The following is a 15,154-nucleotide window of genomic DNA, read 5'->3' on the forward strand; positions in this document are numbered from 1 at the left end:
ACAGATTTATAGCCAATTCTATAAGAAGCATTTTCTTTTTTACTGTATAACTTAACAAATTGTTATAAACCTATTGAGTTGCTAGGTTTAGCTAACAAAATATTTTAAACTTTCCTTAACAGCAAAAAATCCCCGTCTCCTTTTCAGAGACGAGGTTATAAACTTCGTTATCCACTCTGATTTATATAATAATACATAAAATCTAGTTAATGTATTGGTACAAACATACCGCAACGCTATATCGGGCGTTCCCGCTGAAGTCTACTAGCTTTCAATTCAGAACTCAGAGATGCACTTCTTCTAAGCTTCCTCTAAAACCTCTTCCAGCCAAGGAGGTTTCTCTCTTTAGAATACTCTTAAATTACTCTTCTCTTCATCGTCTAAAACCTATATTTCTTATCTGTTTTGTATGAATTAATATTAATCCATATTCTTCTTATTGTCAACTATTATTGGATATTTTTTTAAATTGATTATATAACTATTAATAAAATAGAATTTCTTTAGCAAAAACATAATCGTTTTCAGTCGAAAAAGCACAATATTTTTATATAATAATTCCATGCTATCTATCTGCAGATTCAACTAAGATAAAAGCTCTTAAGGAATATAAGAAACTGGTCTCTATAGAACCAGTTTCTTATATTCCTTTATTGAAAATCCTGTATATTTTTTAAAGCATGCGCTAAAATAATTCGGATCATGTATACCTATCTTTCTACCTATCTCAGAGGATTTTAAATCTGAATTTTTAAGCATATCCATAGCAATTTTCATCTTTACACTTATTATATATTCGGAAAAGTTCATACCTGTTTTCGCTTTAAAAACTCTACTTAAATAGCTAGAATTTACATAAAAAAATTCTGATACTAGCTTTAAGGAAAGCTCATCGTTTGAAATATTCTTAAGTATAAACTTTTTTATTTCTTCAATATTTAGGCACTTGTCTTCACATTCATAATTTTCTTTTAGATCTACAATGGATCCAAAAGTGTTGATTCTATCCTTAATTTGATTATAGTCCCTCTCTTTACTTCTCTCACTTAATATAACATTTTTCAGCTTCAAGATAGTGCTTTTTAACTCATCATCATTTATTGGTTTAAGGATAAAATCACTTACCCCCACTTTTATTGCACGTTTAGCATACTCAAATTCATCGTAACCAGTAATTACAACTACTTTGACTTTATTATATCTTTCTAGAATATAACTACTCATATCTAATCCATCTGTAGAAGGCATACAGATATCCGTTAGAATTATATCTGGAGTATTTTGTTCAATCAAGCTTATTGCTTCTTCTGCATTTGAGGCCTCTCCGATTATATATATCCCGATTTCCTCCCAAGAAATACAATTTTTTATAAGATTTCTAATCAAATACTCATCATCCACTGTGATTAATTTTAATACATCCTTCATACTATTACTCCACTTCCTTCTGAGGTATAGTTATAACTATATTAGTACCAATATTTTTTTCACTGGTGATAGAAAAGCTACATTCAGCTCCATAGAATACTTTTAATCTTTCTCTGGTAGCTCTAACTCCAATGCCAGAAGCTGAACTTTCCAAAATATCTTTTAATCTTTCTTCATCTATGCCACATCCATTATCTTCTACTGATAGTTGAATAAAATCTTCTTTCAATATACTAGAAATTTTAATTATTCCTTTTTCTTTTTTGTTTCTTAGCCCATGATAAATCGCATTTTCAACTAAAGGCTGCAATACTAATTTGATTATCTTAAATTCACTGCAGCTTGGATCCAAATCATATATCACTTCAAATTTATCTCTATATCTTACCTTTTGAATCATCAAATAACTTTTTATAGTTTTTATTTCTTCATCTATGGTGATGATATCTTTACCATTACTTAAGCTTGTTCTATAAAATATTCCTAATGCTTTTATAACTTCGTAAACATTTCTATTTTCCCCTGATAGAGCTAAGGAACTTATGGTATCAAAGGTATTATATAAAAAATGAGGTTTTATTTGTGACATTAGCACATCCAGTTCTGCCTTTCTTTTAAACTTCTCATCGTCTCTGATTTTATTTAAAAGAAACTTAATATGAAAAACCATTAAATTATATACATCCTTAACAGCCCCAACTTCATCATTGTAGGTTTCAATGTCTACAGTGTTAAACTCTCCATCCTTCACTGCCTTCATAGATGAGTGCAGTTTTGTTAAAGGCTTAGTAATCATTCTAGATATCCCAAGTGCACCAAAGGTGATTAAAAGTATGTTTACAACTATAAATAATATAACAAAGTATTTCACATAGTTAGACTGCTCTCTCAATTGACTATATTCACTTACACTAATCAGATTCCAATTGTTATTAGCCATCTTTATACTTGATATAATGTAGTCTTTATTTTTTAATCTTTTAATAATAAACCCCTTATTTTCTGTATAAGCTTTTTCTTTTTCTGCCTCACTCAATACTTGTTTATCAATATCAGGCTTAGTTATTATGTGGTTATTTTCATCTTCAATAATCAGTTTTGTGCCATACTTATTACTTACGCTTACTATAGAATCATAAAAGGCTTTTTCATTTATATTAATTATGAGAACTCCAATTTTTTCTTGAGTGTTGATATCATTTATTATTCTTATAAAGGATACATAGGACTCATAACTTCCTTCCTTATTGTGAAATAGACCTCCACCATTTAGCTTTAATATAAAGCCACCTTGCTTGTCTAATACTTCCTTATACCACTTCATATTGTTTATATCATCCACACTGAAGCTTTTAAAAGTATTATTTTCAGAATAGTATTTGTTATTGTAGTTATCCAGAATATAAATGGATGCTATATTAGGATTAAAATTAGTGAACTGGGTCAAGTATTTATTTATATTATATTGAGTCTCCAAATCACTTTGGATATCTATGTTTTTCAAGTTATTTTGTATATCATCGCTAGACACTATCATTTTCGATGCATTTGAAACATTATCAATTATTAAATTTGTACTTGCTTCTGCTGTATCTAGTGCTTCGAAGGAACTTTGCTTTAATTTCTCAGTGTTATAAGTTCTATTTATATGTTCATAAATAAAAGTAAGAGCAAAAATAGCTACTATAAAAAGTATTGAAAAGTATATGGCTATTTTTAAACTTATCTTTGAATTTAAATATTTACTTTTTATATTATCTAATATGAAACTAAAGCTAAAACTAATTGACTTATTTTTCATAATCTTAATGTTTTTCCTCCAAGTTTTTCATCTCATTGGCAAATTCTTCTGGACTTATCTTTTTCTGAAATAACTTATAGACAAGTTCCTTATGTTTATTGCCTTTCTCCTCTCCTAAATAGATATCCCAGTATAGAAGATATTTTCCACTTGCAGTAAGATTTCTTAGTTGTTTTGAAAGCTTGTTTACATTGGTTTCATCGCCAGTATATTTCCAGGCAGGTAAGCCAGATCCAAATTCATAGTATCTATCTGAGATATTCTTACATAGATATTCTAAGGCTTTTACAGCTTCTTTTTTGTATTTAGTCTCACTATTAACCATCATAAAATCTGCTGCACCTCCAAGAAATTCATCTTCTCCTTCTGAACCTTTGTTTATCAATGGAAATGCCTTGACTATTACTTTATCTTTGATGGGAGAATTATCAGCCTGTATTTCTCCTGCAAGCCAATTTCCGGTATAATACATAGGGACTTTCCCTTGTTTAAATAGTAGCTCTGATTCGTCTCTCATTGCTTTTAAGCTAAATTCATCAAAGGCCCCAAGGTCTACCAACCGCTTTAACCTCTGTGCAGTTTTTAAATATAAATTGCTATTGTCGCTGCTAGACAAAGCTTTCTTGCACTGCTCTATGCCACCTTCTCTGAGGGCTAAAATATCGTAATATAACATGCCTGTCCACTTATCTTGTTCACCAACTAATAGTGGCGTAATTCCACGGTTTCTAAAAGCTTTAACCGCCTCTAAAAGTTCTTCATAATTATTAGGTATTTTTATATTAGCTTCATTAAATAATTTTTCGTTTAAATAGAAGGTGCCAACAGAAAAAGTTAGTGGTAACCCATATACTTTATTCTTAGAGGTAACATTGTCTAACATATTGTCATTAAGCTTATTTATGATATCCTTATCTAAAAATTTATTAAGCGCCAGAACCCTTCCAGAATCAATCATAGGTTCAGAAAATCCACCACCCCAGGAATAAAAAATATCTGGTAGTTCATTTGTAGCTGATGCTGTTTTTAACTTTGTCTTATATTTTTCACTTTCAACACTCTCAACCTCGATTTGTACATTGGGATTATCTTTGTTCCATTTGTTTATTACATCTTCAATAATAATCGAGTTATTATCCTGAGATTTTTGTGCCCAGATATGCCACAATTTTAAAGTAATCTTCTGAGTCTTATTTAAATCGTTTACTTTTTCCTTATCACAACCTATAAAGGTACTTGTAAATATTAATATCAAAAAAACTGGAAGTAACTTTCTCATACATCACCTCTAGGATAATTTTTTATTTTCTACATAAATAATACCATAGCCGACAAAAATCTCATACTTCAATAAAGCAGATAATGGCAAGGATTTTAAGTAAAAATTCCCTGCCACATCTATTATTAATAAATTTCCTTGTAAGTAAAGTAGTCGAAATCTGCTTCAAGATTCTGTCCTGTAGCATCTTGACAATACATTCCAACAAAAGCACCAGTAAAGAAACCCTCGCCTCTAATATAGTCATCTGACAATTTGTTTGAGTCAAAATATATTGGAATATCAACCCATTGCTTTTCATCAAAGGAATATAAGAAGTTATATTTTTCCCTTCGAACCTCTACTTTAAAATGAACTGTTTCTACATCTTGTGGTACCAATATCTTATTGTTTTTTAATGGCTCAGAGAATTTAAAGTTGTCACATTCTATTAAATTGATTACCTTACCTAACTCTTCATCCATTGTAATATTTATATATACCCAGTTTTCAGTGTTATAGTAGCATACAAGACCGGCCATTTGCTGAAAACTTGATGGATTGAACTGCAAACCTGTTATAGCATCAAAGTTGAAGCTCTGCCATCTTCTAGCTACATGTGCTTGAAGAAATTTAGAGGTTAGTGACTGCTTACCTCTTAGTCTTAGGTATCCTTTTCTTTCTTTTAAGGTCATTATAGACTGATCTAGCGGAACTCTTAAGGTTTGAAAATTAATATTTAGTTCTTCCTCATCAAAGTCATCCCTTACAGGATAATTAGGCTCCCATTTAACTTCTTCTATTTTTGGTGCCTCTACATATAAAGAAGGTTCTCTTCCGTTAGCTACATAGGGCCATCCATCATGCCATTCAATTTTTTCAATGGCTGTTTCTCTCCCTAAAGGACAACAGCCTCTTTCTGTTAATGGCCTTCCTACTAGGTGAGCCAAGTACCATTCATCACTGTGAGTATGAACCAAAGAAGCATGACCAGCCTTTTGCAAAGGGTTAGTTGGAGAGTTCCAGGAAGTCAAAATTGGATTTTCTGGATGTAGTTCATATGGTCCAGTAATATTCTTCGATCTAGCAATAGTTACTGCATGTTCATACTTGGTTCCACCTTCTGCTACCATCAAGTAATAATACCCATTTATCTTATAGATATGTGGTCCTTCTGTAAGCCTAATTTCTGTGCCTTTAAATATAAGTTTAGGGTTTCCGATTAGTTTTTTCTCTTCTACACTATACTCTTGAAGAACAATACCATAAAATTGATGATTGCCTTCTCTATGATCCCAAACCATATTTAGTAAGTATTTCTTTCCATCATCATCGTGAAATAATGAGGGGTCAAAGCCTGAGCTATTTAGAAAAATAGGCTCACTCCACTGTCCAGTTATGCTATCACTGGTTACTAAATAATTTAGTGAATCCTTCCATATACCTGATAACTGCTTAACATCAGTATATATTAACCAAAACTTATTATCAGAATATGTTAGGCATGGTGCCCATATTCCACCAGAATCAGGATCTCCACTCATGTTTAACTGGCTCACTCTATCTAAAGGTCTTTTTATTAAATTCCAATTTTTTAAGTCCTTAGAATGATGTATCTGCACCCCTGGAAACCATTCAAAGGTAGAAGTAGCTATATAATAGTCTTCTCCACATCTACATATAGATGGGTCTGGATTAAATCCTTTAAAAATAGGATTGTTTATTTTATTCATATTAAAACCTCCTCATCATATCTCATATAATTAATTATACAACTATTGGTTTTATTTTATATAGTTTACATATTATTGCTGAATCTAATAATATTGTTGGAATTCAGTAGTTATGAGATATATGCTATGTGAGCATGCAATTATCCCAAATTCATCAAAATATCTGATAATTGACCACTGAATTTCAACAGGGTATTTTAACAAAATCTAAATAGTAAATATAGTTTTATTACTTTGTTTCAGTGGTGAACTGCTTTTGCTTCTCTTTACCATAGTCAACAATTTTGTCTGCTGGTACCCATTTAACTGATACAGGGTAATTTTCGTCAACCTTTTCTCCCTTTATCTTTTTATCTAACACATCGATTACAGTCTTTCCTATTGAATAAGAGTCTTGGTCTACTATTCCTGTTATCAAACCAGTGGAAATACCATTTTCCCAGGTTGGAGTATAGTCAAATCCAAAGTGATATATCTTACCAGCTTTATTTTGTGATTTAATTGCTTCCATAACTCCAGTGTCAGGACCTTCAGAACCTAAAGAGAACACAGCAACCATATCTTGATTAGCAGTGATTTGTCCTTCTAGCTGCTTTTTTGACTCTGCAGCTTGATCATTGTCCTGAATTGGTTCTAACCAGGTAAAGCTCTTAGCGTCATCTCCCATAACCTTTTCAAAACCAGACTTTATACCAGCTTGTCTATAAGTCATAGTAGTTTGAGTCAAATTAACAGCAGCCATAGCTATCTTACCACTTTTTATTCCCTTGTCTTTAAGGTATTGAGCCGCTTGTTTACCTAATTCTTCTCCAGCTAATTTATTATCTGTACCAACATAAGAAGTTCTATTGCCTTTAGTCTTGACATCAGCATCAAAGGTTACAACTGGTATGTTAGCATCCTTTACTTCTTTTATTTTCTTATCAAACATATCTGGGTCCATTGGAGCCACAGCAATACCAGCTGCACTATTTTGTATTGCTTCATCTACGAAGCCTAGATGTTTTTCATTTTTTTGTGGTTCATTGGAAGGTGAAGTTTTAAAAACCAATTCATAACCCAAAGCTTTAGCCTCATCTTGAGCAGCCTTCTTCATTGGTGACCAATATGCTCCTGTATCTACTATTGGAACAAAATAAAGTGTCTTGCCTTTTCCTGCTGAAGCTGAAGAAGCTTTATCCTTTTGTCCACATCCTGTAAATACACTTCCAGTAACTAATAGCGCTGCAACCACAGCAATAACTTTCTTTTTCATTGTAATTTCCCCCTCATATAATTCTTAATTATTTAAATACATGGCTGACTTAGCCAAATAAATTAATAGCTTAATTTAAAGGATTTGTAAGTGACTATCCTTTAGCCTTAAAGGTACTTCTCTTTCTATAGAAGTCTATAATTACTGCAACCACTATAATAGCTCCAGTTACAGCCTTTTGTATGAAGGTATTAACACCTAAGATAGCAAGTCCGTTTTGGAATACTTGAATAGTAAGGATACCAACCATTGCTCCACCTATAGTACCAATACCGCCACCAAACTGAGCACCTCCGATGATTGCCGCTGCCATTGCAAATAAGTCTATACCATCTGCTTCACTTGGAGCTCCTACATTTAAGCTTGACATAAGTAACAAACCTGCAAGGGCTGCAAAAATTCCTTCAATAACATATACCTTAATAAAGTGCTTATCCACATTTATACCTGATAACCTAGCCGCTTCTTTATTTGATCCAACTGCATAGCTATAGCGACCAAATCTCGTATTCTTCATTACAAAAGCCATAATTACCGCTAGGATTATAAAAATAACTGTATTAGAATGTACTATTCTAGCTCCAACAGTTGTGTTTGCAAGACTGTAAAACCAATCTGGTACACCTTTAATATAAATTCCGTTTGTAAAGAATAATATTAAACCTCTTATAAGGTAGCTTGTACCCATAGTTAAAATAAATGGTTCTAGTTTAAACTTGGTTATAAGAAATCCATTGAACAATCCCCATAAGCCACCTATAGCTAAGGAAAGTATAATAACAATTACTGGATTTAATCCCTGTAGTGACAGATATGCTGCTGCAGTACCAGAAAAGGCTGCAATCGCACCGATAGAAAGATCTACTCCTCCAGTTATTAGCACCATGGTTATTGCCACAGTTATGATACCAACTGTAGGTATTTGTCTTAAAAAGTTTCCTATGTTTGCAGTACTTAAAAACTTGGGACTAATGCCTGAAAAGGCTATGATTAACACAACTAAAACTAAGTAAATAGAGTATTTTAGAAGTAAATCTCTTGCATTCAAATTCGATGATTTTTTTGCTATTAAGCTTGATTTAGAACTTACTTTTTGATCCATATTTAATTAGCACCTCCAACTGTAGCTAATGCCATAATTTTTTCTTGACTAGCTTCCTCTCTATTAAGTTCACCGGTAATTTTTCCTTCACACATTACATAAATTCTATCTGACATACCTAATAATTCTGGAAGCTCCGAAGATATCATTATTACTACCTTACCTTTTCTAACTAAATCATTCATTATGTGATAGATTTCAGCTTTAGCCCCTACATCTATTCCCTTAGTAGGCTCATCAAAAATGAATATTTCTGAATTTGTATTTAGCCACTTAGCAAGTACTATTTTCTGTTGATTTCCACCAGAAAGAGTTCCAGCCAGAGCATCAAGATTTGAAGTTTTTATGAGTAGCGCTTCCCTAAACTTCTCTCCTGTCTGCCTTAAAGCCTTATGATTTAATAAAAAGCTTTTTAAATTGGTAATGTTAATGTTATCATTTACGCTCATAACTAGAGATAAACCTTGCTTCTTTCTATCCTCAGTAAGCAAGCATACACCATGCCTAATAGCATCCTCCGGCGACTTTAGCTTTACAAGCTTACCATTGATCTTAACATGGCCTTTTCCAATCTTATCTGCTCCAAAAATCAATCTCATAACTTCTGTACGTCCAGAACCTACTAAACCAGCAAAGCCTAAGATTTCACCTTTTCTAGCCTTAACACTAATATCTTTTATTCTTCCAGTGGTATCACATAAGCCTTCAGTTTCTAGTACTACATCCCCTTGAGGAAAAACTTCTTTTGGAAATAGATTACTTAAGGATCTACCTACCATCATATTTATCAGATCATCTTGACTTATGTCTTTCACCTGAGAGCTGCCTATATAAGTACCATCTCTGAGCACAGTAACTCTATCACAAATATCGAAGATTTCTTTTAATCTATGTGATATGTAGATGGCAGATACTCCTTGCTTCTTTAAGTGATTAATAACATTAAATAAGCTGGTTACATCTTTATTAGAAAGTGATGTAGTAGGCTCATCAAAGATAATTATCTTGGCATTTAGACTTATAGCCTTTGCTATCTCAACCATCTGTTTTTTAGCGGTTTCCAAATCTGACACAAGATCCGTTGCCTTTATATTAATGCCTAGTCTTTCTAATATAAGCTCAGTATCAGAATATAGTTTTTTATAGTTCACAATTCCAAGTGACTTGTTCTTATAAGGCAATCTGCCCATAAACACATTTTCAGCTACTGTTAAAGCCTCTGATAAGTTTAGTTCCTGATGAACAAAACCAATTCCAAGTTTTGCTGCCTTACTTGGAGTGATGAAACCACAATCATTATCTTCAACATAAATTTTTCCTTCGTCCTGTTCATGTACTCCACCTAATACCTTCATTAATGTGGATTTACCAGCTCCATTTTCTCCTAAAAGCCCATGAACCTCCCCCTTTCTAACCTCTAGGTTTATTCCATTTAAGGCATAAACTCCAGGAAATTTCTTGTGTATGTTCTCCATCCTTAAAAAAATCTCACTCACAAATTACCACCTCATCCCTCTACAAAACGTTTTCACAAGCTAATTTTAATGCATTGAAAACGTTAAATATATATAATAACTTTACTTCTACCTTTGAAATCTTTACTTCTTAAAGTTATATTAAAAAGTTGCTTAATAACTTAAAAAAGCTCTTCATATGATTACTATTTTGAATTATGTAGCCTTTATATATTTTTTTGTAAAAATCCTTTTATTAATGTTGCAATCCTTTGCAAATGATGTTAATATGTAATTAATTCCAAATATTGTAATATATTTTTGTATAAATATCTTATTGTATGGAAAAGTTCAGCTAAAATTAATTAATACCTGTGTTCAAGGGTATTGTTGCAATTAAGTGGTTATGAAGGAGATGCTATTAGCGCAAGCATATCTAAGCATCGGATGACTTACCACTTAATTGCAACACAGTACTTTAACAGAGCCTAATTAAAATTTATTTAAGGGGGAAAAGTTTAATGAAAAGATTGAAAAAGTTCATTTCTCTAATCGCTGTTGTTTCAACCATTGTAACAACCTGCTCCTTTAGTAATGTGCAAAAAGTAAAAGCTGCTGACAACAATAATGACGACTGGCTTCATTGTGTTGGTAACAAGATTTATGATGCCAATGGCCATGAGGTTTGGCTTACTGGTGCCAATTGGTTTGGTTTTAACTGTACAGAAAACGTATTCCATGGTGCCTGGTATGATATCAAAGATACCTTGACTAATATCGCTAACAGAGGTATAGGATTCTTGAGAGTTCCGATCTCTTCTGAGCTTCTCTACAGTTGGATGATTGGTAAGCCTAATCCTGTATCCAGTGTTACTGCTGCTAATAACCCTCCATATTATGTATGTAATCCTGATTTTTACGATCCAACTACTCAGGGCGTTAAAAATAGCATGGAGATATTCGACATAATCATGGGCTACTGTAAACAGTTAGGTATTAAAGTAATGGTAGATGTTCATAGCCCAGATGCAAACAACTCAGGACATAACTATCCTCTTTGGTATGGAAAGACTACAACTACTGCTGGCGAGATCACTACAGATAAATGGATAAACACATTAGCTTGGCTTGCAAATAAATACAAAAATGACGATACAATTCTTGCCTTTGATCTTAAAAATGAGCCTCACGGCAAAAGAGGCTATACTGCAACCGCGACTACCGATATGGCTAAATGGGACAACTCTACAGATGAAAACAATTGGAAATATGCCGCTGAAAAATGTTCTAAAGCTGTACTAGCTTCAAATCCTAAGCTTCTAATTATGATTGAAGGGATTGAGCAATACCCAAAGACTGAAAAATGTTATACCTACGATACTCCAGATATTTGGGGAGCTAGTTCTGACCAGTCTCCTTGGTATGGTGCTTGGTGGGGAGGAAACCTAAGAGGAGTAAAGGACTATCCTATAAATGTTGGTGCCTTAAACAGCCAAATAGTTTATTCTCCACATGATTATGGTCCTTCAGTTGCAAGTCAAAGTTGGTTTGACAAAGACTTTACTACTCAAACCTTGCTAGACGATTATTGGTATAACAGCTGGGCATATATAAATGATAAAGGAATTGCTCCACTTTTAATTGGTGAGTGGGGAGGCATAATGGATGGAGGAAAAAATCAGAAATGGATGACTCTCTTAAGAGATTATATTGTTAGCAAACATATAAATCATACCTTCTGGTGCATAAATCCAAACTCTGGAGATACAGGTGGACTATTAAGCTACGACTGGAAGACCTGGATGAAGCTAAATATGCTTTATTAAAACCAGCATTGTGGCAGACCTCCACTGGAAAGTTCATAGGCCTTGACCATCAAATACCTCTTGGAGCAAACGGAGTGTCTCTTAGTCAGTATTACGGCAATAAGTAGAGAAAGCTCATGAAGGACTGGTAAGACAATAGTGTTTCTAATATAAATATCTTAAATTTCATCTTTGGTACATCTATAGGGTTCCTAGCTCAACTATTAATTTATACGTGCCCGAAAATCCCCAGAAACCGCGATTTTCGAACAAGTATAAATTAAGTTTCGATTTAGGAACCCTATATAGTTTTCTAAATAATAAAATAACCTGACACTAATAAAAAGCTAACTGAAGCGACCTTCTTCAGTTAGCTTTTTTTGCGCATCTGCCTTTCCGAATGTATATGAGGAAAATCTGGCAGGCGAATAAGATTTTTTTTACTGCCTACCCTAAATATCTGTTCTAAAACCTTGATATTAGTAGGTTTATACAAAAAAATTTTATATTTTCCTATACAGTAAAAAAGCTAACTGAAGCGACCTTCTTCAGTTAGCTTTTTTGCGCATCTGCCTTTCCGAATGTATATGAGGAAAATCTGGCAGGCGAATAAGATTTCTTTTTTTACTGTCTACCCTAAATATCTGTTCTAAAACCTTGATATTAGTAGGTTTAACTAACAAAAATTATATTTTCCTAACACAGTAAAAATTAAATGTCAGGTTATTTTACCTTACAGGAATATATATAGTTTTATGCATTTATTTTATTTAGATACCACATGCAAGTATCTTTTATATACTTAAGTTCTATATCCTTTTCTATATTATTGATTGTACTTTTGCAGTTAAACAATATTACATTCTCCATATTACTCTTTGCTTCATCAACTCTCAATATCTTATTCACTGTAAAAACAGTATAGCTTTCATCTTCAGAAAACACTCTAAATCTCACTGGTATAACCTTTCCATCCTTATTGAAGGCAGCCACCATTTCTATGCTCTTATTTAATATCATATTTCTCACCTCAAAATCTAATCAATAATATTATATAAGAACACATGTTCTAACGTCAATATATTCTATAAACTTTTCCTGTTGACAACTTTAAACTATCATATATTATAAAATCTATTCTGAAAGCATTGGCAAGATAATATTAATCTCTGTGCCTTCTCCTAAATTACTTCTTGCTGAAATTCTGCCATCATGACCTTCAACAATTTGTTTAGCAATTGAAAGTCCTAGGCCTGTGCCACCAGTAGCTTTTGTTCTTGATTCATCCACTCTATAGAATCTATCAAATATCTTGGATAGACTCTCCTTAGGGATTCCTATTCCATTATCTATTACGGAAATATGTATTTCATCATCTTTTTCAAAAGCTGCAATGATTATTTTTACTGGATCCTTACTAAACTTTATGCTGTTATCAATTAGAATACGGATAACTTGCTTCAACTTGCTGTAGTCAGCTTTTAGTACTATATCCTTATCACTGTGATAAGATATTTCTACATTTTCATAGCTTAACTTTGTTTCATCAACAACATCTCTAAGCAGTGAACTCAGCTTAAGCTCTTCTTTATTAATTGATAATACATCATTATCACCTTTTGCAAGATATAATAGATTCTCAATAAGTCTATTCATACTCTCTGTTTCATTTTTTAAGGTTTTAAGTGATTTATCTAGTTGCTCAACATCATTTTTTCCCCACCTATTTAGCAGGTTAACGTGTCCCGATATAACAGCTAAAGGTGTTCTAAGTTCATGAGATGCATCTGATACAAAACGTTTTTGCTTTTCAAAGTCAATTTGAAGCCTTTCTATCATAAGATTGAAGGTGTCTGCAAGGTCGTTGAGCTCATCCTTTGCACCGTTTAATACAATTCTCTTATCTAAGCTCTTCGAGGTTATTTCTTTTGCGGTTCTTGTAATATCCTTAATAGGTTGCAAAAGCTTCCTTGACAAGAAGAAACCTGAAATCAGTGAAACGATCATTCCTAGTATCCCTATAGTAATAAGAATTTCAGCTATATCACCAGCTCTATCTCCTATATCTTCAAAATTCCTAGTTACATATATATAATAGTTCTTACCATTTACATTCAAGGATCTGCTGGTAGACATTGCTCCACCTTTGCGCTCAAAGGCATCCTTACCTCTAAATCTTTTATTTTGATGCCTGTCAAAGCTCGGTATTACTTTCTCTGTATTTGAAAAAATTATATTTTTGTTGTCATCGTAAATAATATAATTTATATCCTGACTCAAATTTAAGCTATCAAGCTTATTGATAGTTCCGTTAGTTTCAATGTAATTAGATATGCTGTCAGCATTTGAAGATAATATGCTTTGGCTATCCTTTATCATAAAACTTCTAATTAATACAAATGTAAATAAGGTAAACACAAGCAAGATAGCCATGAGAATGGAAGAATATATTAATGTAAGCTTTTTAGAAATTGAGAGCTTCTTAGCTATAGATAGCATGCTTTTAGACTTTTTAATTAGTTTCCTTCATAACATAGCCAATCCCCCTAATAGTAGTAATATATTTATCTCCTAGGTTTTCTTCAAGTTTATTTCTCAAATAACTTACGTATACATCTACCACATTGGTATCACCAATATACTCATATCCCCATACAGAATCTAATATATGATCTCTTGTCATTACATTTCCTTTATTCTTAATCAAAAACTCTAGAAGCTGATATTCTTTTTTAGTAAGCTCAATCTGCCTATCGCCTTTTTTTATTTCACAAAGACCTTGATTTAGAGTTATGTCTTTGAAAGTTAAAGTCTTATCATCTTCTGAAGAACTGCTTAAGGAGCTAATTCTTAAAGCAACTCTCATTCTTGCCAGTAGTTCTTCAATAGAAAAAGGCTTTGTAAGATAGTCATTAGCGCCCATATCTAGCCCTGTAACCTTATCAACAATCTGATCACGAGCTGTAAGCATGATAATAGGTATATTAGAGAACTTTCTAAGTCTTCTGCATACTTCAATACCATTTAATCCTGGAAGCATTATATCAAGTAAAACAATATCATAATCTCCACCTTGAATTTTTTCAAAACCAGCTCTGCCATCCATTTCCCAGTCTACTTCGTAGCCTTCATAAGTCAATTCAGGTTTTAAAAAACTTACTATTTCTGCTTCATCTTCTACAATCAAAACCTTCGTCATATTTTCCTCCTAATGTTCAAAGTGTAAATACACCTTGCATATAAAACTTTTCAATTATTTCACTGCTTAAGTAACCAGTTGAAATTAAACTTTTCATTATTGGTGCTTAAACATAGCCT

10 protein-coding genes and 1 pseudogene are annotated in these 15,154 nt (G+C 32.7%); 1 reads left to right on the forward strand and 10 read right to left on the reverse strand.

What is annotated here, in order from left to right; translation table 11 throughout:
• Positions 1 to 624: 624 nt before the first annotated feature.
• The 7 genes from C1I91_RS15720 to C1I91_RS15750 all read right to left on the reverse strand — a co-directional run bounded on the left by C1I91_RS15720 (position 625) and on the right by C1I91_RS15750 (position 10,073).
• Positions 625 to 1,428 carry a response regulator transcription factor gene (locus C1I91_RS15720; protein WP_128213708.1) on the reverse strand — a complete coding sequence of 268 codons (804 nt, stop codon included), beginning with the start codon at positions 1,426 to 1,428 and terminating at the stop codon, positions 625 to 627.
• A gap of 4 nt (positions 1,429 to 1,432) precedes the next feature.
• On the reverse strand, positions 1,433 to 3,229 hold the full coding sequence (locus C1I91_RS15725) for a sensor histidine kinase (protein WP_128213709.1): 1,797 nt from the start codon (positions 3,227 to 3,229) through the stop codon (positions 1,433 to 1,435).
• 4 nt (positions 3,230 to 3,233) lie between these two features.
• On the reverse strand, positions 3,234 to 4,508 hold the full coding sequence (locus C1I91_RS15730; RefSeq protein WP_128213710.1) for an extracellular solute-binding protein: 1,275 nt from the start codon (positions 4,506 to 4,508) through the stop codon (positions 3,234 to 3,236).
• A gap of 125 nt (positions 4,509 to 4,633) precedes the next feature.
• Positions 4,634 to 6,220, reverse strand: coding sequence for a glycoside hydrolase family 43 protein (locus C1I91_RS15735; protein WP_128213711.1), 1,587 nt, complete (start codon positions 6,218 to 6,220; stop codon positions 4,634 to 4,636).
• 229 nt (positions 6,221 to 6,449) lie between these two features.
• Positions 6,450 to 7,475: a sugar ABC transporter substrate-binding protein gene (locus tag C1I91_RS15740; protein WP_128213712.1), complete on the reverse strand. Its 1,026-nt coding sequence runs from the start codon at positions 7,473 to 7,475 to the stop codon at positions 6,450 to 6,452.
• Positions 7,476 to 7,569: 94 nt separating this feature from the next.
• The gene (locus tag C1I91_RS15745; RefSeq protein ID WP_128213713.1) at positions 7,570 to 8,577 is read right to left on the reverse strand and encodes an ABC transporter permease; all 1,008 of its coding nucleotides are present in this window, start codon (positions 8,575 to 8,577) and stop codon (positions 7,570 to 7,572) included.
• Positions 8,578 to 8,579: 2 nt separating this feature from the next.
• A complete protein-coding gene (locus C1I91_RS15750; protein ID WP_128213714.1) occupies positions 8,580 to 10,073 on the reverse strand; it encodes a sugar ABC transporter ATP-binding protein in 1,494 nt (497 codons plus the stop codon).
• Between the two features lie 479 nt (positions 10,074 to 10,552).
• Here C1I91_RS15750 and C1I91_RS15755 point away from each other — a divergent pair.
• Positions 10,553 to 11,958: pseudogene (locus tag C1I91_RS15755) on the forward strand (glycoside hydrolase family 5 protein); the annotation flags it as partial.
• 631 nt (positions 11,959 to 12,589) lie between these two features.
• Here the strand turns inward: C1I91_RS15755 and C1I91_RS15760 are convergent.
• From C1I91_RS15760 to C1I91_RS15770, 3 genes are all read right to left on the reverse strand, one after another.
• Positions 12,590 to 12,856 (reverse strand): hypothetical protein, encoded by a 267-nt coding sequence (locus C1I91_RS15760; RefSeq protein ID WP_128213715.1) that lies wholly within the window; start codon positions 12,854 to 12,856, stop codon positions 12,590 to 12,592.
• Between the two features lie 114 nt (positions 12,857 to 12,970).
• Complete coding sequence (locus C1I91_RS15765) at positions 12,971 to 14,215, reverse strand: sensor histidine kinase (protein WP_164880555.1); 1,245 nt, start codon at positions 14,213 to 14,215, stop codon at positions 12,971 to 12,973.
• Between the two features lie 133 nt (positions 14,216 to 14,348).
• Entirely contained in the window at positions 14,349 to 15,035 is a 687-nt protein-coding gene (locus C1I91_RS15770; protein WP_128213717.1) for a response regulator transcription factor, read from the reverse strand.
• Positions 15,036 to 15,154: the final 119 nt, after the last annotated feature.

The sequence above is a fragment of the Clostridium manihotivorum genome, from assembly GCF_004015185.1.
GTDB classification, from domain to species: Bacteria; Bacillota; Clostridia; order Clostridiales; family Clostridiaceae; genus Clostridium_AR; species Clostridium_AR manihotivorum.